This window comes from Catellatospora sp. IY07-71 (assembly GCF_018326265.1).
In the GTDB taxonomy this organism is placed as follows: Bacteria; Actinomycetota; Actinomycetes; order Mycobacteriales; family Micromonosporaceae; genus Catellatospora.
This window is the reverse complement of sequence record NZ_AP023360.1, coordinates 4,101,893-4,122,490: the sequence shown is the minus strand read 5'-3', so window position 1 is coordinate 4,122,490 and position 20,598 is coordinate 4,101,893. Positions and strand designations below refer to the sequence as shown.

The window sequence follows — 20,598 nt, the reverse complement described above, 5'->3', positions numbered from 1 at the left end:
TCGGGATCACTTGATCCGGAGCGGGACGGGCTCGCTGCGGTCGCTGCCGACCCGGGCGACGATCTCGTACGGCCCCACCGGGGGCGACGACCCGTCGGGCACCCGCCGTCCGCCCACCTTCTCGCAGGTGTTGCTCTGCTTGCCGTTCCAGGTGACGGTGTAGCTGCGGGTGTCGCCGGGGCCGAGGCGCACCACCTGGTTGCCGTGCAGCGGGCCGCAGTCGTCGGACGACCACACCTTCTCCCCGTCGCGCAGCAGCTGCAGCTCCTGCAGGTCGGCGCCGAGATCGCGGAGGCAGGAACGCTTGGCGGTGTTCTGCACCTTGAGCGTGATGTTCAGCGGGCTCTTGCGGTCCACCGCCGCCTTCGCCGGTGACGCCGACACCTTGAGCTCGTCGTCGGTGCACAGCTTCTTGTCCACCTTGGCGGCCTTGGGCGCGGCCCCGGCCTTGTCGGCGTAGCGGACGCGGTAGAGCTTGGCCTTCGGCGCGTACGGCCCGTCCTTGGCGTCGTCCGGGTAGAGCGCGCTGAAGTAGAGCCCGTCGGCGCCCGCGGCGATCCCGGCGATGGTGGACTTGCCGTTGCCGTTGTACTCGACCAGCGTCTTCGGGCCGGTGACCTTGCCCTTGGCGTCGAAGGCGAACATCACGATGCGCTTGCCGCGCACCTGCGGCCCGGAGGCGTAGGTCGGCCCGCTCTCGGAGATGTACGCGTTGCCGTACACCTCCTTCGGGAACCCGGCGCTCTGCCCGTGCTCCTCCTGCACGAACGTGATGCCGACCGGCGCGTGCGCGACGCTCCAGTTGTAGAGCGCCTTCTTCTTCATCGCGCTGTCCCCGACGTACCAGCCGAAGTCGGTGCCCCGGGTGACCCGCGCGAACCGGTCCATGGACGGGCCGTTCTCCACCGAGTAGTGCTGGCCGTCGGCGGCCCGCCAGGCGCCGCCGAACGGGTTGCGGAAGCCGAGGGCGAAGACGTAGTCCTTGGCCTTGATGCCGTCGTCGGCGTCGTAGAACGGGTTGTCCTGCGGCGCGCTGCCGTCCAGGTTCACCCGCAGCACCTTGCCCCGGAACGAGTTCTTGTCCTTGGCCGTCTTCGGCTCGAACGCGTCGGCGACGTGCACGTACAGCCTGCCGTCGGGCCCGATGGTGAGGTTGGAAATCTGGTGCGAGGCGACCATGTCCTCACCCTTCATGTCCAGCACCGTGGTCACCTTCGTCGCGGTGAGACCGTCGTCGGAGCTGGTCAGCCGCACCACCTTCGGGAAGAACCGGTTACCGGACTTGTAGACCAGGGCGGCGAACAGGTCGCCCGACTCCGGCTCGACCGTGATGCCGCCCAGCCCGAACTCCCCGTCCCCGGGGAACTTGTCGGTCGGGTCGAAGTTCAGCAGGTCCTTGGCGTACGTCGTGACGCTGAAGTCGCCGCGGACCACCTTGATCTGCCCGTACAGCTCGTTGACGTAGAAGCGCGGCGCGGCCGGGTCGGTCGGGTGCCGCGCCGCCATCGCGATGCCGACCGGCAGCGCGAACCCGGACGCGACCTCCTCGACCACGTACCCGTCCTGCAGCGTGCGCCACTGCGGCGCTCCCGGCAGCGGCACGAGCTGCACGTCGGTGCGGAAGGTGCGTTTGGCGTACGCGCTCCACTGCGTCGCCGGGTCGGCCGAGGAGGAGCGGAACCGGGCGCGCACCTCGAAGTCGCGCCCCGGCGGCAGCTCCGCCTGCCCGGCCAGCGAGCCCTCGAACTGCCCGTTGCCCAGGTGCGCGTGCAGCCGGGTGGCGCCGTGCACGCACTGGCCGGACCAGACCCGCTCCACCGGGGCGGGCGCCACCGACCAGATCTCCCAGTCGCTGCACGCGTGCGTGTCGTGCACGTCCGGGTCGGCGAACGGCTGCGCCTCCATGTGCACGTCCGCGCCGTTGAGCAGCTGTCCGTCCACGGACGGCTCGCTGATCAGCGGCGGCAGCGGGGCGACCGACGGGACGTGGGAGGAGGCGGGGCCGGCGAACGAGACCAGCCCCGCCACCGCCACGACCACGGCGGTCAGCACCGCCTCCACGGTCACCGTGACCCTGCGAGCGTTCATGACCGGCCCCCGGCTCCGCACGACGAAAAGACCGCGCCAGGCTACCCGCGCAAAACGGAATATCACCACGAAACACGCCGTGACCTGACATACTGCACAGCTTCCGAAGTGCGATGCCGGGCCGGGTTCGTTCGGCGAGCCGTCAGTTTCGGGGAAATTGCACGAACAAGGCGCGAGGAGTCTGCAATTTCCCCGAAACTGGACCGCCCCGCTCAGGGCGGGGCCGACGGTCAGGGCCGGTCAGGCCAGGGTGCGGGCGAGCAGGCCCAGGTCGGGGTTGTCGGTGAAGAAGCCGTCCACGCCGGCGGCCAGGTAAGCCGCCAGCTCGTCGAGGATGCGGCCGTACTCGGCGGGCACCGCGCCGTTGCGCAGGTTCACCGGCAGGAACTGGTTCTCCGCCCGGAACGTGTACGGGTGCACCTTGAGCCCCTGTGCGTGCGCGTCGGCGATCAGCGCGGTCGGCGTGGCCGGCGAGCCGTCGGCGGCACGCGGGATGACCAGGCCCTTCTCCGGCCCGATGCCGTCGATGAAGCCGGCCAGCTCGCGCAGGCCGGCCGGGGCCAGGTACTCCGCGTACGGCTTCGGGTCGTCGAACGGCTTGCCGGCGCCGGCCAGGAACACCAGCGGCGCCTTGACCCGGTGCGCCGTACGCAGCTCGCGCAGGTTGGCCGCCTCGAACGACTGCACGAACACCGGCGCGTCCCGGCGGTCCAGCCCGTGCTTGCGCAGCGCCGCCACCAGCGGCCGCTCCAGCGGCAGCCCGATGCCGTCGAAGTAGGTCGGGTGCTTGGTCTCCGGGTAGACGCCGATCTCGCGGCGCAGCTGGCTGGACAGCTTCTCGCGCAGGCGCAGCACCTCCTCGAAGGTGGGCACCTCGAACAGGCCGTTGTAGACCGTGTTGCGCTGGCGGACGGCGGGCAGCCGCTCCACGGCGCGCAGCGTCTTCAGCTCGGCCAGGGTGAAGTCCTCGGTGAACCAGCCGGTCACCGCGACGCCGTCGATCGTCTTGGTGACCCGGCGCGACGCGAACTCGGTCCGGGCGGCCACGTCGGTGGTGCCGGAGATCTCGTTCTCGTGCCGGGCCACCAGCACCCCGTCCCGGGTGATCACCAGGTCCGGCTCGATGAAGTCGGCGCCCATCCGGGCGGCCAGCTCGTACGAGGCGAGGGTGTGCTCGGGCCGGTAGCCGCTGGCCCCGCGGTGCCCGATCACCAGTGGGCGGTCACGGTCATGCACCCGCTCATCATCCCGGTCGGCACCGGTCGCCCAGGCGGGCACCCCGATCAGGGCGGGGGCCGCCACCGCGGCGCCCAGCGCCCCAGCCACGAACAGGTCACGTCGGTCCATCGTTCTGCTCCTCCACGGACGGTTGCTGTCCGGGCGAGTCCAGACCGGCTCGGCGGCGCACGATCGACATCAGCGTGACGGAGCGGCGAATTCGCGCCGACGGCACGCGGACGTGCGCCATGATCCGCTTTTGTGGAGGCGCAGCGCTGCCATGGCGACACTCAGCGTCCACAAGAACGGATCACGGACGGTCGCGGTCAGCAGATGATCTTCCGCTCGCAGGCGAGCTCCTTGTTGCGCTCGTGCTCGGCGTTGGTGACCGCGAAGGCCGAGTTGCCCTCCTTGTCGATGGCGACGAAGAAGTGCCACTTGCCGACGGCCGGCTTGGCCGCGGCGGACAGCGCCGCCCGGCCGGGATTGTTGATCGGCGTCGGCAGGAAGGCCAGCTTGCGGTTGTACGGGTTCCTCGGATTGTCCAGCTCGGCCTCGGTCATCTTGCCGGACTCCTTGGTCGGCTTGCCCTGCGTCTCGAACCAGTAGTTGACCGTCACGTCCATCTCCAGGCAGTGGCAGATGCCGCCCGGCGGCTGCTCGATGATCCGGTTGTAGGCGACCCGGGCGACCTTGGGCAGGTCCTTGGCGGTGCCCGACTCGGCCTGGGCCAGCGAGGCGACGATCAGCGCCTCGTACGGCGCGACGTCCAGCGAGGCGCGCACCGTCTCGGCGAACTTCAGCTCCTTGGTGACCGCGAGGAAGCGCTGCACCATCATTTTCAGCGCGGCCTCCGCCGTGACGTCCTTCGGGAACTCGTAGGTGTCCGGGAACAGGAAGCCCTCGACCGACCGGGTGACCTTTCGCCCGTCGCGCTCGAACCAGGAGGCGGGCACGCCGAGCTTGACCGGATCCTTCGCCGCCGCCTTGAACTGCGCCTCCGGGATGCCCAGCCGCTCCGCGAGCAGCTTGTAGATCTTGAAGGTGGACAGGCCCTCCGGGATGGTGATGCCGTTGACGATCCGGTTCTTGACGTCGAGCAGCATCAGGATCGCGTCGGCGGCGGCCAGGCGCAGCCGCAGCCGGTAGCGGCCGGGCTGGATCCGGTCGGCGTCGCCGTTGGCCTCCCAGGCGTCGATGAACGCCTGCTCGCTGGCGATCACGTCCTGGCCCTTGAGGACCTTGGCGATCTGCAGCCCGCTCGCGCCCTCGGGGATGACGATCTCGATCTCCGCGGTGCCCGCGGCGGTGGTGTAGTCCTCCGCGCCGAACATGCCGCGCAGCCGGTCGTAGCCGAGGTAGAGCCCGGCTCCCATGCCGCCGAGCAGCAGCAGGGTGAGCAGAAGAGCCAGGGCGGTGCGGCCGCGGCGGCGCTTACGGCGCTTGCGCCGCCGGGGCGGCTGCCCTGGCCGGCGCTGCGGCCGGTACGGCTCCGGCTCGTCGCCGTACGCCAGAAAGAACTCCTCGGTCACCGGTCCGCCTCCGCATCGTCGGATCGGGACAGGCTAACCGCGCCGGGCCTCCCGCAGTGCCCCGCGCATCGCCTCGACCGGCGCGGCAACGCCGGTGAACTGCTCGAACTGGCCGAGTGCCTGATTCAGCAGAAGATCCAATCCGGACACGATGCGGCAGCCGGCCCGCTGCGCGGCGGCGGCCAGCGGGGTGGGCCACGGGTCGTAGAGCGCGTCGAACAGCACCGTCTTGGGCCGCCACGGCACCTGCAGGGGGTCCGCGACGCCCTTGGGCACGGTCGAGATCACCACGTCGGCGGCGGCGCACTCCTCGGCCGCCGCCCAGCCCGCCGCGGTCAGCGGCACGCCCATCGCCGCGGCGACCGGGCGCAGCTCGTCGATCGCCTCCGGGCGGCGGGCGTACACGGTCAGCGACTCCGCGCCCAGCTGCGCCGCGGCGGCGACCGCGGCCCGCGCGGTGCCGCCCGCGCCCAACACGGCGACCCGCGCCGCGCCGCTGATCCCGGCCTCGCCCAGCGCGGCGACCATGCCGGGCACGTCGGTGTTGTCCGCGCGCCACGTGCCGTCGGGCTGGTGGACCAGGGTGTTGGCAGCGCCGACCGCCGCGGCGACCGGGCTGACCGCCGTGGCGACGGTCAGCCCGACCTCCTTGAGCGGCATGGTGAGCGAGAGCCCCGCCCACTCCGGGCCGAGGCCGGCCACCAGCGCGGGCAGCTCGTCCTCGGCGCACTCGATCGCGGTGTACGACCAGCCGGCCAGCCCCGCCGCCGCGTAGCCGGCGTTGTGCAGGATCGGGGACAGCGAGTGGCTGACCGGCTTGCCGAGGACCGCGGCGCGCATCAGCAGGAACTCTGCTTCAGCACGCCGGCCTGCACGGCCTTGTCGTTGTCCCGGCAGAACTGGCTGTGCGTGCTGGAGAAGGCCGAATGGCCCTGCTTGTCGATCGCGACGAAGTACAGCCAGTCGCCCTTCGGCGGGTCGGCCGCCGCCTCCAGCGCGTGCTGCCCCGGGTTGTTGATCGGGGTCGGGGGCAGGCCCTTGGCGTTGCGGTTGTAGGGGTTCTTCGGATCGGTCAGCTCGGCCTGGGTCAGGCCGCTGGACGGCTTGGGGTCCTTGCCGGCGATCTCCCGCGAGTAGTTGACGGTCACGTCGAACTGCAGGCAGCGGCAGGTGCCGATCTCCTGGACCGCCTTGTCGCTGAACACCCGGTTGTAGGAGACCCGCGCGACCTTGCCCAGGTCGTCGGCGTTGCCCGCCTCGGCCTGCGCCAGCGACGCCACGATCAGCGCCTGGTACGGCGAGATGTTCAGCTCGGCGGCCTTGTCGGCGTAGTTGAGGTCCCCGGTCACGTCGAGGAAGCGCGCGACCATCATCTTCAGCGCGGACTCGGCGGTGACGTTCGGCGGAAACTCGTACGTGTCCGGGAAGAGGAAGCCCTCCAGCGAGCGGCTCTCCTTCTTGCCGTCCTCCCGCTTGAACCACCAGTCCGGCACGCCGAGCTTGATCGGGTCCTTCGCGGCGGCCTTGAACTCGGCCAGCGGGATCTCCAGCTTCTCGGAGAGCAGCTTGTAGATCTTGAAGGTGGACAGGCCCTCGGTGATGGTGATGCCGTTGGTGATCCGGTTGGCGGTGTCCAGCAGCATCTTCATCGCGTCGACCGCGCTGAGCTGCACCCGCAGCTTGTAGACGCCGGGCTGGATCTTCTGGGCGTTCTTCGGATCGGCGTCCCACGCCTCGATGAACGCCTGCTCGCTCTTGATCACATCATTGGCCTTGAGCACCTTGGCCATGTCGGTGCCGTTGGAGCCCTCTTTGATCTCGACCGTGACCTCGGCCGAGCTCGCCGCCGTCTCATAGTCGGGCGTGGTGAAGAAGCCCATGAGCTTGTCGTAGCCGAGGTACACACCGCCGGCCAGGCCGCCCAGCAGGAGCAGGCTCAGGAAGAGCGCGAGGAAGGTGCGGCCGCCGCCGCGCTTCTTCTTCTTTTTCTTCTTCTTCCCGTTGCGACCACGGTTGCCGTCCACCGCGTGGCGACGGCGCTGGCTGCGTTCGGGGTGCTCGTCGAACGGCAGGAAGAGCTCGTCAGTCATCGGGACCCTCTCGTGTACGGGCAGCGTCCGGCGGCTACGTTACACGTGAGAGGTTTTCTGCACCCCTGGGCGGACGGCGGGTTTTCAGCCGCCGTCCAGCACAATTCAGGCATATCCGATCAAGACCGGCGGGCTCAGCAGGAGCTCTGCTTGAGGACCTTGTTCTTCACGGCCGTCTCGTTGTCCTTGCAGAACTGCTCGAAGTCCTCCGAGAAGGCCGAGTGGCCCTCCTCGTCGATCGCGACGAAGTAGTACCAGTCGCCCTTCGGCGGCTTCATGGCCCCCTCCAGCGCGGCCTTGCCCGGGTTGTTGATCGGCGTGGGGATCATGCCCTCGGCGTTGCGGTTGTAGGGGTTCTTCGGATCGGTCAGCTCGTCGTGACTCAGGCCGCTGGACGGCTTCGGGTCCTTGCCGGCCAGCTCGCGCGAGTAGTTGACGGTCACGTCGAACTGGAAGCAGGCGCAGGTCAGGTCCGGTGTGCGCTTGTAGACCCGGTTGTAGGCCACCCGCGCGACCTTGCCGAAGTCGTCGGCGTTGCCCGCCTCGGCCTGGGCCAGCGAGCCCACGATCAGCGCCTCGTAGGGGGCGATGCCGCCCAGCTCCGCCTGCACCGTCTCGGCGAAGTTCATGCTGCCGGTGACGGTCAGGAAGCGGTTGACCATGGTTCGCAGCACCGTGTCGGCGTCGGCGTTCGGCGGGAACTCGTACGTGTCCGGGAAGAGGAAGCCCTCGATCGTCGGCGCGACCTTCTTCTCGTCGCTGCGGTTGAACCACCAGTCCGGCACGCCCAGCGCGGCCGGATCCTTGGCGGCGGCCTTGAAGTCGGCCTCCGGGATGCCGGTCTTGGCCGACAGCAGCCGGTACACCCGGAACGAGCTCAACCCCTCCGGGATGGTGATCCCGTTCACGATGCGGTTGCGGCCGTCGAGCAGCATGAGCACCGCGTCGTCCGCGCTCAGATGGGTGCGCAGCTTGTAGTAGCCGGGCTGGATCTGCAGCGCGTCCGGGTTGCGCTGACCGGCCTCGACGAACGCCTTCTCGCTGGCCACGACCCCGGCGATCTTGAGAGTCTTCGCGATGGCGGCCTGGGTGTCCCCCGCCTTGATCTCCACCTGGACCGGCGTGCCGTCGGCCGACGTCTCCCAGTCCGGCGTGCCCAGCGCACCCGCCACCTTGTCGTAGGCCAGGTAGGCGCCGAAGCCGAGCACGCCCAGCAGCACCACCGCCAGGCACATCGCCAGCACCGAGCGGAACCAACCGAACCGCCGTCGCCGCCTCGCCGCCTGCCCCGGCGGTTGCCGCCGGGGGTCGCCGTCGTCGTGGTCGTCGAAAGCGCGGTCCAGTTCGTCGATCATCCTGCTCGCCTTCGCTGCGCGTCGAGCCATCCCTGCAGGATCTCCACCGCCGCCGCCTGGTCGACCACGGCGCGCTGCCGCTTGCCCTTGACTCCGCGATCGGACAGTCTGCGGGTCGCCGCGACGGTGGACATCCTCTCGTCCGCGAGCATCACCGGCACCGGCGCGATCAGTGCGGCCAGCTTGTCGGCGTATGCCCGCGCGTGCTTGGCGGCCGGCCCCTCCACCCCGGCGAGGTTGAGCGGCAGGCCCACCACCACCTCCACCGTGCCATGGTCGGCCACCAGGCGCGCGATCTCCAACATATCAGCTGGTATGTCAGATTCATCCGCTTTGGCCTGGCGAGCCACCGTCACCAGCGGAGTGGCCAGGATCCCGTCCGGATCGCAGACCGACACTCCGATCCGCACGGTGCCCACGTCCACACCCAGCCGCACCCCGCGCGTCCAGCCCATCGCTACTCCCCCTCCACATGAGCGAAGCTCCCGCCCTGCTGCCGGAGCAGCGTGGCGGGAGCTTCGATCTCTTCTACGTTCAGCGTGCCTGCACCGCGTGCTGGACCGCGCCCAGCAGCTGCTGCGCCTGGTCGGCCGGGACGCCGCCGCCCTGCGCCAGGTCGGCGTTGCCGCCACCCCGGCCCGACAGCGCGCCCTTGACCAGTTCCTGCGCGGACAGGCCGCGGGCCTTCGCCGCCTCGTTCACCGCGACGATCAGCGACGCCTTGCCGTTGGCCCGCGCGGACACCGCGACCACCGCGGGGCGGTCGGCCGGGAACCGGCCGCGCACCTCCTGCGCCAGGGTGCGCACGTCGTTGACCGCCGCGCCCTCCGGCGCCTCGGTGCCGACGTACGCCACGCCGCCCAGGTCCAGCGCGCCCTCGGCCAGCGCCGCGGCCCCGCCGAGCACCAGCTGCGCGCGCATCTTCTCCAGCTCGCGCTCCGCGTCGCGCAGCGACGCCACGGTCTGCTCGACCCGGTCGCCGACCTCCTCGCGCGGCACCCGGTACAGCTCGGCCAGGCGGGACACCAGCAGGTGCTCCTTGGCCAGGTGCCGGAACGCGTCCATGCCGACCAGCGCGTCGACCCGGCGCACGCCGGAGCCGATGGACGCCTCGGACAGGATCTTCACCAGGCCCAGCTGGCCCGAGCGGGCCGCGTGGGTGCCGCCGCACAGCTCACGCGCGTAGTCGCCGACCTCGACGACCCGCACGAACTCGCCGTACTTCTCGCCGAACAGCGCCATCGCGCCCAGCCGCTTGGCCTCGGCCTGCGAGGTGACGAACGCGCGCACCTCCAGGTCGCCCATCAGCACCTCGTTGACCTGCTGCTCGACGTCGTGCAGCACGCTGGCCGGCACCGCGCCGGGCGTGTTGAAGTCGAACCGCAGCCGGCCGGGCGCGTTCAGCGAGCCCGCCTGGGTCGCCGACTCGCCGAGGAAGTTGCGCATGGTCTGGTGCACCAGGTGGGTCGCGGTGTGCGCGCGGGAGATCGCCCGGCGCCGCTCCACGTCGATCTGCGCGTAGCCGGTCTCGCCGGAGCGGACCTCGCCCTCCACCACCCGCGCCTTGTGCACGATCAGACCCGGCAGCGGCTGCTGCACGTCGAGGACCTCGACGCGCCCGCCGCCGACCGTGATGATGCCCAGGTCGGGCAGCTGGCCGCCGCCCTCGGCGTAGAACGGCGTCGCGTCGAGCACCAGCTCGACCAGCTCGCCCTCGCCCGCCGACTTGATCAGGCCCTCGCCGCCGACCAGCGCGCGCACCTTCGACTCGCGCGCCACCTCGGCGTAGCCGGTGAACTCCACCGCGCCGCCCGCGTCCAGCGCGCCCCGGTACGCCGACAGGTCGGCGTGGCCGGTCTTGCGCGCCTGCGCGTCCGCCTTGGCCCGCTTGCGCTGCTCGGCCATCAGCCGCTTGAACCCGTCGGTGTCCACGGACAGGCCCTGCTCGGCCGCGATCTCCAGGGTCAGGTCGATCGGGAAGCCGTAGGTGTCGTGCAGCTGGAACGCCTTGTCACCGGCCAGCTCCAGCCCGCCCGACTGCTTCGTGTCGGCGACCGCCAGGTCGAGGATCGTGGTGCCCGCGCGCAGCGTCGCCCGGAACGTCTCCTCCTCCTGGTACGCGTACTGCGAGATGCGGCCGAAGTCGGTGGCCAGCTCCGGGTACGACGGCGACATGCAGTCGCGCGCCACCGGCAGCAGCTCCGGCAGCGCCGGGCCCTCGAAGCCGAGCAGCCGGACCGCCCGGATCGCCCGCCGCATGATGCGGCGCAGCACGTAGCCGCGGCCCTCGTTGGACGGGGTCACCCCGTCGCTGATCAGCATCAGCGAGGTGCGCACGTGGTCGGCGACGACGCGCAGCCGCACGTCGTCCGGGTGCGACTCGGCCGCGGTCGTGGTGTGGCCGACGTTGTAGCGCTTGCCGGTCAGCTCGCACGCCTTGTCGATCAGCGGGCGGACCTCGTCGATCTCGTAGAGGTTGTCGACGCCCTGCATGATCGACGCCATGCGCTCCAGGCCCATGCCGGTGTCGATGTTCTTGGCCGGCAGCTCGCCCAGGATCGGGTAGTTCTCCTTGTCCGAGCCCGGACCGCGCTCGTACTGCATGAAGACGTTGTTCCAGATCTCCATGTAGCGGTCCTCGTCGACCTCCGGGCCGCCCTCCCGGCCGTACGCCGGGCCGCGGTCCACGTAGATCTCCGAGCACGGGCCGCACGGGCCGGGGATGCCCATCGACCAGAAGTTGTCCGCCTTGCCGCGGCGCACGATACGCTCCGCGGGCATGCCGACGGCCCGCCAGTACGAGATCGCCTCGTCGTCGTCCAGGTACACCGTCGCCCAGATCTTGTCCGGGTCGATGCCGTAGCCGCCGTCGGCGACGGACCGGGTGACCAGGTCCCAGGAGAGGCGGATCGCCTCCTCCTTGAAGTAGTCGCCGAACGAGAAGTTGCCGTTCATCTGGAAGAACGTGCCGTGCCGCGAGGTCTTGCCGACCTCGTCGATGTCCGGGGTGCGGATGCACTTCTGCACGCTGACCGCGCGCCGGAACGGCGGGGTCTGCTGGCCCAGGAAGTAGGGCACGAACTGCACCATGCCGGCGTTGACGAACAGCAGGTTCGGATCGTCGATGGCCGGCAGTGGAGCGCTCGGGACCACGGCGTGCCCGTTCGCCTCGAAGTGCGCCAGGAACCGTCGCTTGACTTCCGCGGTCCTCATCGCTGCTGCTCACCTTCCTGCTGCTGCTTGAACTGATAGAACTTGCCGCCCACCCCGTGCGCCCACGGCAGGTCGACTGGTTCGAGCGAGACGCCGTCCTCGAAAGCGGCGTGGAGCTCGTCCTCCCGCTCGGCCGTGAAGTCGCGCACGTCATCCACAAAACTACGCATAGAGCCCGCGGCGTGACCAATGGATTCCTGCGCGGTCCCGGCCAGCCCGGCCGGGGTGAGCTTGCGCGCCTGCTTGGTGATCACCCGGACCACCACCACGCCGATACCGATGCCGACGCCCAGCCAGAGCAGTCTGCGGATCATGGTCTCAGCCCCGCCGGGTGCGCTTGCGCGCCTTGAGCTCGTCACGCACCGACTTTGCCTCATCGGCCTCCTTGCGGGCCGCAGTGGCGCGCCGGACGCCGTAGGTGAACGCCGCCGCCTTGACCAGCGGGCTGGCCGCGGTCGCGCTGACCACGCTCACCAGGTTCGACACGTTGGCCGTGGTGTGCGCGAGGTGCTGCGTCATCACGTCGACCTTGGCCAGCTGCACGTTCACCCCGTCCAGGGTGACCTGCGCCTGGCCGAGCGCATCATTGACGTTGTCGACGGTGATGTTGACCTTGTCCAGGAGCGGCCCCGTGTGCTGGCTGACCTGCCGCAACGTCACCGTCGCGGCGTCCACCGTGTGCCGCAGCTTCAGGATCGGCACCGCCAGCACCAGCACCAGCATCGCGAACGCACCCGCCGCGATCAGCGCCGCGATCTCGCCTCCAGACATGCCAAGCCCTCCGCACGTCGTACTTTGTCCCAACGTGCAGACCCTACCGCCCGCCCCGGCGGCGCTCGCAGCAGCTATGCCTCAGCTCGCCGACGGTGTCGGGGCAGGACTCTCCAGAGTGACCTCCTCGTCGCCCGTACCGCCCTCACCAGGGCCGGGCTCGCCGGTGTGCTGCAGCCGCTCGTCGGCGACCGTGTTCAGCACCTTGATCGTCACCGCGGAGCCCTTGCACTTGTCGTCCGCGGCCCCCGCCTCGGCGGGGGACGGCGACGGGTCGGCGGCCGGCTCCTCGGTCGGGCCGACCGTGGGCCGGTTGCGCAGCAGCGGGTTGCACTCGGGCGTGGTGATCGGACGGACCCACAGATCCAGCGTGAACTCGTCGCGCCGCCAGCAGGAGTACTCCCCGTCGCCGCCGCTGGTCAGCGCGCAGCTCGGCACGTCCCAGCGCACCCAGCCCGCGCTGGTCAGCGCCTGCTGGAACGCCTGCGCCGTCTCCTTCGGCTCGCGCTCGGACTCCATGGACCGCTCGCGGTAGCGGCACTCCATCAGGCACCAGCGGCTGCCGGAGATGTTGTCCTGGGTCTTGCCCGACACCACCGCCCACGACGGCACGTCGAGCGCGTCCAGCGTGGTCAGCACCGGGTCCCGGGTCGCCGCACGCAGCACGAACCAGAACGGCAGCGCGCCGACCACCAGCACGACCAGCGCGATCAGCGTCCACATGCGCAGCCGCTGCTGCTCGCGCAGCTGCTTGCGGACCTCCGAGCGCGCGCCGCGGATCGCGTCCATGCCACCGGCGAAGCCGGCCCGGCCGCCGCGCTCCCCCGGCGGCGGCACGACCGCGTTCGGGTCGGGCGGGCGGACCGCGATCGGCTCCCGGCCCGGCTCGGGACGGCCCGGCGGGCGCTCGCCACGGCGGCCGTCCGGGCCCGCGCCGGGACCGGCCGGCCCGCCGGGCTTGAGCCCGGGACCCGCGTTCGGGCCCAGCGGGCCTGCTCCGGGGCCGCCGGGGCCGGTGTTGGGGCCGAGGCCACCCGGTCCCGCGTTCGGGCCGGGCGGCACCGGTCCGGGGCCGCCGTGCGGCGGCCCGGCGGGCGGGATGGGCACCCCGCCCCGGTTCGGCGGGGCGGCCGGGAAGCCGCCACGCTGCGCTTCCGGGCGGGCCGGCGGGCGCACCGCGGGCGAGCCGGGCATCCCGGCGGGTGCGGCCGGCATTCCGGCCGGTGCAGCCGGGCCACGCCCGCGCATGCCGTCCACGCCCGGGGCGTTGCCGCTGCGCGGCACGTCACCCGGGCCGCGCGGCGGGTCGAGTTCACGGCGGCGGACCACCGGCGGCTCGCCACCGGGTTTGCGGCCCGGCGGCACGGCACCCCGCCCGGCGGGCGGCTCCATGACCGGCACCGGCGGCGGCTCGGGGCGGCCCCGGCGCGGGTCCTCGGGCTCGCGCGGGTCACGCCGGACCGCGGGCGGCTCCTCGGCGCGACGGCGAGCGGCGGGATCATCCTCCGCGCGGCGGCGCCCGGCGGGCTCCTCAGCGGCGCGGCGGCGACCTGCCGTGTCGTCCGCGCGGAAGCCGCCGGTCGGCTCGTCGTCGGCCCGGCGGCGGCCCGCGGGCTCCTCAGCGGCACGGCGACCCGGCGGCTCCTCGGCAGCGCGACGGCCCGCGGGCTCCTCGGCCGCCCGGCGGCGGCCCGCCGTGTCGTCCAGCCGGAACCCGCCCGTCGGCTCGTCGTCGGCCCGGCGACGCCCAGCGGGCGGCTCCTCAGCCCGGCGGCGACCCGCCGTGTCGTCCGGGCGGAACCCGCCGGTCGGCTCGTCGTCGGCCCGGCGGCGGCCCGCGGGCTCCTCAGCGGCACGGCGACCCGGCGGCTCCTCGGCAGCGCGACGGCCCGCGGGCTCCTCGGCCGCCCGGCGGCGGCCCGCCGTGTCGTCCAGCCGGAACCCGCCCGTCGGCTCGTCGTCGGCCCGGCGACGCCCAGCGGGCGGCTCCTCAGCCCGGCGGCGACCCGCCGTGTCGTCCGGGCGGAACCCGCCGGTCGGCTCGTCGTCGGCCCGGCGGCGACCCGCGGGCTCCTCAGCGGCACGGCGACCCGGCGGCTCCTCGGCAGCGCGGCGGCCCGCGGGCTCCTCGCCGGCCCGGCGGCGAGTGGGCGGCTCGGCGTCCCGGGCGGCACCGGGCCGCGCGGGCTTGGCGTCGTCGTTCAGCGCGCTCAGCTTGTTCCAGCGGCTGCTGCCACCGTCGGTGAAGTCGGCGTCGTCGAACTGGTCGCGGGACTGCTTCGCGCTGCGCAGATCGTCGAGCCAGCCGGTCTCCTCCTGGGAGACCTCCTCGGCCTCGCCGCCGGTGCGGCCCTTCTTGCGACCCCGGCCGTCGGTCGCATCAGCCCGACTCATGATGAGCTCTCCTTGCTACGGATGACGGTACGCAGCTTGGGCAGCCGCTCGGCGATGTGCCGCTCGTTGCCGTGCCCTGTGGGACGGTAGTAGTCCACGCCCACGAGATCGTCCGGTGGGTACTGCTGAGGCACCACACCTCGGGAATCGTCGTGCGGGTAGCGGTAGCCCGCGCCGTGGCCCAGCCCCCGCGCCCCGGCGTAGTGGGCGTCGCGCAGGTGCTTGGGCACCGACCCGGCCTTGCCCGCCCGCACGTCGGCGATCGCCGCGCCGATGGCGGTGGTGACCGCGTTCGACTTCGGCGCGGTCGCGCAGTGCACCACGGCCTGGGCCAGGTTCAGCTGCGCCTCGGGCAGGCCGACGTGCTGCACGGCGTACGACGCGTTGGTGGCGGCGGTCAGCGCGCCCGGATCGGCCATGCCGACGTCCTCGCTGGCGAAGATGATCAGGCGGCGCGCGATGAAGCGCGGGTCCTCCCCGGCTACCAGCATCCGGGCCAGGTAGTGCAGCGCGGCGTCCACGTCCGAGCCGCGCATGCTCTTGATGAACGCGCTGATCACGTCGTAGTGGGCGTCACCGGCCCGGTCGTAGCGCAGCGCCGCGGTGTCCACCGCGCGCTCGGCGGTGGCCACGTCGATCTCGGGCACGCCGTCGCCCTCGTGCACGGCCAGCGCCGAACCCGCCGCCGCCTCCAGCGCGGTCAGCGCCTTGCGTACGTCACCCCCGGCCAGCCGGACCAGGTGGTCCTCGGCCTCGGCGCCGAGCGTCACGGAGCCGCCCAGGCCGCGCTCGTCGGTCAGCGCGCGGCGCACCAGGGTGCGCACCGCGTCGTCGTCCAGCGGCTTGAGGGTGAGCAGCACGCAGCGCGACAGCAGCGGCGAGATGATCGAGAAGTACGGGTTCTCCGTGGTGGCCGCGAGCAGCGTCACCGTGCGGTCCTCGACGGCCGCCAGCAGCGAGTCCTGCTGCGTCTTGGTGAAGCGGTGCACCTCGTCGATGAAGAGCACGGTGGGCGCCCCGCCCGCGCGACGGCGGCGGCGGGCGGTGTCGATCACCTCGCGCACCTCCTTCACCCCGGCGGTCAGCGCCGACATGGCCACGAAGTGCCGGTCGTCGGCGTCGGCCACGAGATGGGCGACGGTGGTCTTGCCGCAGCCGGGCGGCCCCCACAGGATCACCGACATGGGCGCGCCGCCCGCGACCAGGCGGCGCAGCGGGGCGCCGGGCGCGAGCAGGTGACCCTGGCCGACCAGCTCGTCGAGGTCGGCGGGGCGCATCCGGACGGCCAGCGGAGCGTCCACCGACGGCGTCTCGAACCCGGGCGAACCCGCGGCACGATCGGCCGGCGCGGGCTCCAGGGAGAAGAGGCCGTCGGTCTGCATCCCGCAGACGATACCTGGAGCGGCCGACGCACGCCGCAGGCGATCTTCGCGGTGCCCCGGGCGGTAAGGTGACGCCATGCCGCTCACCCCTGACCTCACCGGACGCGACGACCTGCTGGCGGAGGCCGGGCAGCACCCGTACGCGCGGCTCACCGCCGGGGACCGGGTGCGGGCGTACGCCCAGGATGGCGCGCTGGTCTGGACCTCGCACGGGCCGGTGGGCCCGGTCGCCGCGTCGCTCGGCGAGGCGGCGGCCGCCGTCGCGCTGTTCGCCCGGCTCGCCGCCGCGGACCTGCTCGACGGCGGGGTGTGGCTGCACCTGCCCCGGGCGGGCCGGGACGTCACCGCCGCGCTGCGCCCGGAGTTGCACGACGACTGGGACTTCCTGTGGACCACCGTCCCGCCCGCCGCCCACCCGGGCGAGCAGGCGGTCGAGGCGCTCGGCCCGGACGATCACGACGGCATCGCGGCGGTGCTCGACGGCGCGCTGCCCGACAGCACCAGCCGCCCCGGCGACCCGCGCGTGCGGCAGTGGTACGGCATCCGCGAGGCGGGCCGCATCGTGGCCGTGGCGGGCGACCGCAGCGGCAACGGCGTGGGCTTCCTGGCCGGCATCGCCGTCGCCACCGGCGCGCAGGGCCGGGGTCACGGCGCCGCGCTCACCACGGCGGTGACCCGCCGGCTGGTGGCCGAGTTCGGGATCAGCTCGCTGGGTGTGATGTCGGACAACACCGGCGCGATCCGCCTCTACCAGCGGCTCGGCTACACCGAGACGATGGCCCGCAGCACGGTGCGCCTGCCGTCATGACCAGGGCAGCGCCGTAGCAGGCACCAGGTCCAGCAGGACCGCGGCGGCCAGCACGGAGCCCGCGGTGCAGAGCAGGAAGAAGAAGACCCAGAAGCCGCCGGGCAGCGGCGTGATCCCGGCGAGCTGATCGGGGTCGGAGCGCAGGCCGCTGCCCCGCCGCCGGTGCAGCTGCACCTCCACCACCGGGCGCACCCCGCCGATCAGCAGGAACCACACGCCGGTGTACGCGAACAGCGCCTGCCAGGGCGCGGTGGCGTACCAGGACACGGCGAACACGGCCGCGCCGGTGGCGATGACGAGCAGCAGCCCGTAGAAGTTGCGGATCATCACCAGCATCGCGACCAGGAGCAGCAGGCAGATCCACAGCAGCAGCCGGATGTGCCCCCGGTCCAGCAGCACGACGCCGCCGAGTCCCACCAGCGACGGCGTCAGGTAGCCCGCCAGCAGCGTGATGATCATGCCGAGGCCGGTGGGCTTGCCCTTCATGATCGTCAAACCGGACGTGTCGGAGTGCAGCCGGATGCCGCGCAGCCGCCGCCCGGTGAGCACGGCGGCGGCCGCGTGCCCGCCCTCGTGCGCGATGGTGATCGCGTTGCGCACCACCCGCCATACCCGGTGGACCATGACCAGCGCCAGCGCGATCAGCGCCGCCCCGGCCACCACACCGGCCGGAGGCTGCGCCTGCGCAGCAAGAATGTCACCGAGGGGGAACGACATGCGCGCACCCTACCCGCGCCACCCGCCACCCCACGTCCCCCACCCGGCCGCCCCCCGCCCCCACCCGGCCCACCGCACGGCACCGGGCTCAGTTTCGGGGAAACTGCACGCTCGCGCGTTGCCGAGGCTGCGGTTTCCCCGAAACTGCGGGGCCGGACCCGGGTTCGGCCAGAAGCCGGCGGGGCCGGTGAGCGGCGGCCCCCGCCGCTGGTCACGGGGCGGCCCGCGGTTCGCCCACGGTGAAGATCGGCGTCTCGTGTCAAGATCTGCGGTCCAGCCGCACTTCTGGACACGAGACGCCGATCATCACGGGGTCGGCAGACGGTGGCGCCCGCGGCCAGGAAGGGAAGATCGCGATCTGGTGTCAGAAAGTGCGGTCCAGCCACAGGTTTCGACACGAGACGCCGATCTTCAAGCTTGGCGGTCAGCGGGAGAGGACCTCGGTGGCTCCGCGCAGGCGGGTCTTGAGGACCGTGGCGGCCAGCGAGACGTCGAGGCGGACCTCGGTGGGCGAGATGACGCCGCGCTCGATCGCCGAGCCGCCGGGCACCCGCTCGGCCGGGATGCCGTGCTGTGCGGCGACGCGTACGCCCAGCTCGTGGCGGCTGAGCGCCTCCGGCCCGGCCACGTTGAGCACGCCCCGGAAGTCGCCCTCGGCCAGCTCCAGCAGCGCCGCGGCGAGGTCGTCGACCGCGATCGGCTGCCGGATGTGGTCGGTGAACAGCACCCCGTCCGCGCGCCCGGCGGCCAGGTCCAGCGCGAGCTGGTGCTGCTTGGAGCCGTCGTCACCGATGATCAGCGAGGTACGCGCGATCGCCGCGTCCGGGTGCGTGGCGATCACCGCCGTCTCCGCGGCCGCCTTGGCGGCGCCGTACGGGTAGACCGGCTCCGGCAGGTCGTCCTCGGTGTAGGGCGCGGGCCGGCCCTTGAAGATCGCGTCAGAGGACACGTGCACCAGCCGGGCGCCGGTGCGGGCCGCGGCCGCGGCGACATAGGCCGAGCCGAGCGCGGTGACCGTCCAGTCGGACTGCACGTACGCGGTGCTCACCACCGCGTCCGGCCGTAGCTCGTCCAGCAAGAGGTCCACCGCCGCCCGGTCCCGGACGTCGAGCGGCACCAGCCCTTCCGCCTGAGCGGAGTGGCTGGTGCCGATCACGTCGTGCCCCGCCGCGCGGGCGAGGCGGACCAGGCGGCCACCGGTGTACCCCGATCCCCCGGTGACCAGCAGGCGCATTACTTCGCGGCCGCCTTCGCCTTGGCGGCGTCCTCGCCGGGCGCCTTCGGCTTGGCGTCCACGCCCGCCTCCAGCCGCTGCTGGCTGGTGATCGGGGTGGGCGCGCCGGTCAGCGGGTCGAAGCCGCCGCCCGACTTCGGGAACGCGATGACGTCGCGGATCGAGTCCACCCCGGCCAGCAGCATGCAGACCCGGTCCCAGCCCAGCGCGATGCCGCCGTGCGGCGGCGGGCCGTACTGGAAGGCGTCGAGCAGGAAGCCGAACTTGTCCTTGGCCTCCTCGTCGGTGATGCCGAGCAGGGTGAAGACCCGCTTCTGCACGTCACCGCGGTGGATACGGATCGAGCCGCCGCCGATCTCGTTGCCGTTGCAGACGATGTCGTACGCGTACGCCAGCGCCCGGTCCGGCGCGGACTCGAAGTTGTCGATCCAGTCCTCGTTGGGCGAGGTGAACGGGTGGTGCACCGCGGTCCAGGCACCCTCGACGACGCCCTCGCCGGGGATGTCGACCGGCTCGAACATGGGCGCGTCCACGACCCAGCAGAACGCCCAGGCCGACTCGTCGATCAGGCCCGCCCGCTTGGCGATCTCGATGCGGGCCGCGCCGAGCAGCTCCTGCGCGTGGCGGCGGGTGCCGGCGGCGAAGAACACCGCGTCGCCCGGCTTGGCGCCGACCGCGTCGGCCAGCCCGGCCAGGTGCGCCTCGGACAGGTTCTTGGCGACGGGGCCGCGGGCCTCGCCGGTCTCCGCGTCGAGCACCACGTAGGCCAGGCCGCGGGCGCCGCGCGCCTTGGCCCAGTCCTGCCAGCCGTCCAGCTCCTTGCGGGTCTGCGACGCGCCGCCGGGCATGACCACGGCGCCCACGTACTCGGCCTGGAACACCCGGAACTCGGTGCCCTGGAAGTAGCTGGTCAGCTCGGTCAGCTCGACCGCGTAGCGCAGGTCGGGCTTGTCGGAGCCGTAGCGGTTCATCGCGTCGTGGTAGGTGATGCGCGGAATGGGATTGGGGATCTCGTAGTCCGCCAGCTCGCGCCACAGCGCGCCGACGATGGCCTCGCCGAGCTCGATCACGTCGTCCTGGGTCACGAACGACATCTCGATGTCGAGCTGGGTGAACTCCGGCTGCCGGTCGGCCCGGAAGTCCTCGTCGCGGTAGCAGCGGGCGATCTGGTAGTAGCGCTCCATACCCGCGACCATCAGCAGCTGCTTGAACAGCTGCGGGGACTGCGGCAGCGCGTACCAGGCGCCGGGCTGCAGGCGGACCGGCACCAGGAAGTCGCGCGCGCCCTCGGGCGTGGACCGGGTCAGCGTCGGGGTCTCGATCTCCAGGAAGTCGCGGGCGCCCAGCACCTCGCGGGCGATGGCGTTGGCCCGCGAGCGCAGCCGGATCGCCTTGGCCTGGTTGGCCCGGCGCAGGTCCAGGTAGCGGTGGCGCAGGCGCGCCTCCTCGCCGACGGTGACGTGCTCGTCGATCGGGAACGGCAGCGGCGCGGCCTCGCTCAGCACGACCAGGTCGGTGACCGTCACCTCGATCTCGCCGGTGGGCAGCTCCGGGTTCTCGTTACCGGCCGGGCGGCGCCCGACGGTGCCGGTGACCTTGACGCAGTACTCGTTGCGCAGGGCGTGCGCCTCGGCCTCGTCACGGAAGACGATCTGCACGATGCCGGAGGCGTCGCGCAGGTCGATGAAGGTCACCCCGCCGTGATCACGTCGCCGGGCCACCCAGCCGGCGAGGGTGACGCTCTGGCCGGCGTGCTCGGCACGCAGACTGCCAGCGGTGTGGGTACGGATCACGAT

Annotated in this window: 16 protein-coding genes; 1 reads left to right on the top strand and 15 read right to left on the bottom strand. The window is 72.3% G+C overall.

Annotated elements, in window-relative coordinates; genetic code table 11:
- Positions 1–6 precede the first annotated feature (6 nt).
- The 12 genes from CS0771_RS18450 to CS0771_RS18395 all read right to left on the bottom strand — a co-directional run bounded on the left by CS0771_RS18450 (position 7) and on the right by CS0771_RS18395 (position 16,043).
- On the bottom strand, positions 7–2,088 hold the full coding sequence (locus CS0771_RS18450; RefSeq protein ID WP_212842143.1) for a sorbosone dehydrogenase family protein: 2,082 nt from the start codon (positions 2,086–2,088) through the stop codon (positions 7–9).
- A gap of 240 nt (positions 2,089–2,328) precedes the next feature.
- Positions 2,329–3,435: a glycerophosphodiester phosphodiesterase gene (locus tag CS0771_RS18445; protein WP_212842142.1), complete on the bottom strand. Its 1,107-nt coding sequence runs from the start codon at positions 3,433–3,435 to the stop codon at positions 2,329–2,331.
- Positions 3,436–3,632: 197 nt separating this feature from the next.
- A complete protein-coding gene (gene mltG, locus CS0771_RS18440) occupies positions 3,633–4,838 on the bottom strand; it encodes an endolytic transglycosylase MltG (RefSeq protein ID WP_212842141.1) in 1,206 nt (401 codons plus the stop codon).
- Between the two features lie 33 nt (positions 4,839–4,871).
- On the bottom strand, positions 4,872–5,678 hold the full coding sequence (locus tag CS0771_RS18435) for a shikimate dehydrogenase (protein WP_212842140.1): 807 nt from the start codon (positions 5,676–5,678) through the stop codon (positions 4,872–4,874).
- Positions 5,678–6,928: an endolytic transglycosylase MltG gene (gene mltG / locus CS0771_RS18430; protein ID WP_212842139.1), complete on the bottom strand. Its 1,251-nt coding sequence runs from the start codon at positions 6,926–6,928 to the stop codon at positions 5,678–5,680. Before mltG (CS0771_RS18430) ends, CS0771_RS18435 begins: the two co-directional genes overlap by 1 nt.
- Positions 6,929–7,062: 134 nt before the next feature.
- On the bottom strand, positions 7,063–8,283 hold the full coding sequence (gene mltG / locus CS0771_RS18425; RefSeq protein WP_212842138.1) for an endolytic transglycosylase MltG: 1,221 nt from the start codon (positions 8,281–8,283) through the stop codon (positions 7,063–7,065).
- A complete protein-coding gene (ruvX, locus tag CS0771_RS18420) occupies positions 8,280–8,738 on the bottom strand; it encodes a Holliday junction resolvase RuvX (RefSeq protein ID WP_212842137.1) in 459 nt (152 codons plus the stop codon). Before ruvX ends, mltG (CS0771_RS18425) begins: the two co-directional genes overlap by 4 nt.
- A 79-nt stretch (positions 8,739–8,817) precedes the next feature.
- Complete coding sequence (gene alaS / locus CS0771_RS18415) at positions 8,818–11,496, bottom strand: alanine--tRNA ligase (protein ID WP_212842136.1); 2,679 nt, start codon at positions 11,494–11,496, stop codon at positions 8,818–8,820.
- Entirely contained in the window at positions 11,493–11,810 is a 318-nt protein-coding gene (locus CS0771_RS18410; RefSeq protein ID WP_203751353.1) for a hypothetical protein, read from the bottom strand. Before CS0771_RS18410 ends, alaS begins: the two co-directional genes overlap by 4 nt.
- 4 nt (positions 11,811–11,814) lie before the next feature.
- Positions 11,815–12,267: a DUF948 domain-containing protein gene (locus tag CS0771_RS18405; RefSeq protein ID WP_212842135.1), complete on the bottom strand. Its 453-nt coding sequence runs from the start codon at positions 12,265–12,267 to the stop codon at positions 11,815–11,817.
- A gap of 81 nt (positions 12,268–12,348) precedes the next feature.
- Positions 12,349–14,661, bottom strand: coding sequence for a hypothetical protein (locus tag CS0771_RS18400; RefSeq protein ID WP_212842134.1), 2,313 nt, complete (start codon positions 14,659–14,661; stop codon positions 12,349–12,351).
- Positions 14,658–16,043, bottom strand: a complete 1,386-nt coding sequence (locus CS0771_RS18395) for a replication-associated recombination protein A (protein ID WP_212842133.1) — start codon at positions 16,041–16,043, stop codon at positions 14,658–14,660. Before CS0771_RS18395 ends, CS0771_RS18400 begins: the two co-directional genes overlap by 4 nt.
- A gap of 76 nt (positions 16,044–16,119) precedes the next feature.
- Here CS0771_RS18395 and CS0771_RS18390 point away from each other — a divergent pair, with 76 nt between their 5' ends.
- Positions 16,120–16,851 carry a GNAT family N-acetyltransferase gene (locus CS0771_RS18390; RefSeq protein WP_212842132.1) on the top strand — a complete coding sequence of 244 codons (732 nt, stop codon included), beginning with the start codon at positions 16,120–16,122 and terminating at the stop codon, positions 16,849–16,851.
- On the opposite strand, the gene CS0771_RS18385 is transcribed toward CS0771_RS18390, so the two are convergent.
- The 3 genes from CS0771_RS18385 to aspS all read right to left on the bottom strand — a co-directional run bounded on the left by CS0771_RS18385 (position 16,846) and on the right by aspS (position 20,595).
- On the bottom strand, positions 16,846–17,568 hold the full coding sequence (locus CS0771_RS18385; RefSeq protein ID WP_212842131.1) for a M50 family metallopeptidase: 723 nt from the start codon (positions 17,566–17,568) through the stop codon (positions 16,846–16,848). The two genes, CS0771_RS18390 and CS0771_RS18385, sit on opposite strands and share 6 nt — an antisense overlap.
- Positions 17,569–17,992: 424 nt before the next feature.
- Positions 17,993–18,802: a sugar nucleotide-binding protein gene (locus CS0771_RS18380; RefSeq protein ID WP_212842130.1), complete on the bottom strand. Its 810-nt coding sequence runs from the start codon at positions 18,800–18,802 to the stop codon at positions 17,993–17,995.
- On the bottom strand, positions 18,802–20,595 hold the full coding sequence (aspS, locus tag CS0771_RS18375; RefSeq protein WP_212842129.1) for an aspartate--tRNA ligase: 1,794 nt from the start codon (positions 20,593–20,595) through the stop codon (positions 18,802–18,804). Before aspS ends, CS0771_RS18380 begins: the two co-directional genes overlap by 1 nt.
- Between the last annotated feature and the right edge of the window lie 3 nt (positions 20,596–20,598).

What these genes read in the sequence shown, in the direction of transcription:
- CS0771_RS18450 (WP_212842143.1), bottom strand. Translation starts at nt 2,088, where the DNA reads ATGAACGCTCGCAGGGTCACGGTGACCGTGGAGGCGGTGCTGACCGCC.
- CS0771_RS18445 (WP_212842142.1), bottom strand. Translation starts at nt 3,435, where the DNA reads ATGGACCGACGTGACCTGTTCGTGGCTGGGGCGCTGGGCGCCGCGGTG.
- CS0771_RS18435 (WP_212842140.1), bottom strand. Translation starts at nt 5,678, where the DNA reads ATGCGCGCCGCGGTCCTCGGCAAGCCGGTCAGCCACTCGCTGTCCCCG.
- mltG (WP_212842139.1), bottom strand. Translation starts at nt 6,928, where the DNA reads ATGACTGACGAGCTCTTCCTGCCGTTCGACGAGCACCCCGAACGCAGC.
- mltG (WP_212842138.1), bottom strand. Translation starts at nt 8,283, where the DNA reads ATGATCGACGAACTGGACCGCGCTTTCGACGACCACGACGACGGCGAC.
- ruvX (WP_212842137.1), bottom strand. Translation starts at nt 8,738, where the DNA reads ATGGGCTGGACGCGCGGGGTGCGGCTGGGTGTGGACGTGGGCACCGTG.
- alaS (WP_212842136.1), bottom strand. Translation starts at nt 11,496, where the DNA reads ATGAGGACCGCGGAAGTCAAGCGACGGTTCCTGGCGCACTTCGAGGCG.
- CS0771_RS18410 (WP_203751353.1), bottom strand. Translation starts at nt 11,810, where the DNA reads ATGATCCGCAGACTGCTCTGGCTGGGCGTCGGCATCGGTATCGGCGTG.
- CS0771_RS18405 (WP_212842135.1), bottom strand. Translation starts at nt 12,267, where the DNA reads ATGTCTGGAGGCGAGATCGCGGCGCTGATCGCGGCGGGTGCGTTCGCG.
- CS0771_RS18400 (WP_212842134.1), bottom strand. Translation starts at nt 14,661, where the DNA reads ATGAGTCGGGCTGATGCGACCGACGGCCGGGGTCGCAAGAAGGGCCGC.
- CS0771_RS18395 (WP_212842133.1), bottom strand. Translation starts at nt 16,043, where the DNA reads ATGCAGACCGACGGCCTCTTCTCCCTGGAGCCCGCGCCGGCCGATCGT.
- CS0771_RS18390 (WP_212842132.1), top strand. Translation starts at nt 16,120, where the DNA reads ATGCCGCTCACCCCTGACCTCACCGGACGCGACGACCTGCTGGCGGAG.
- CS0771_RS18385 (WP_212842131.1), bottom strand. Translation starts at nt 17,568, where the DNA reads ATGTCGTTCCCCCTCGGTGACATTCTTGCTGCGCAGGCGCAGCCTCCG.
- CS0771_RS18380 (WP_212842130.1), bottom strand. Translation starts at nt 18,802, where the DNA reads ATGCGCCTGCTGGTCACCGGGGGATCGGGGTACACCGGTGGCCGCCTG.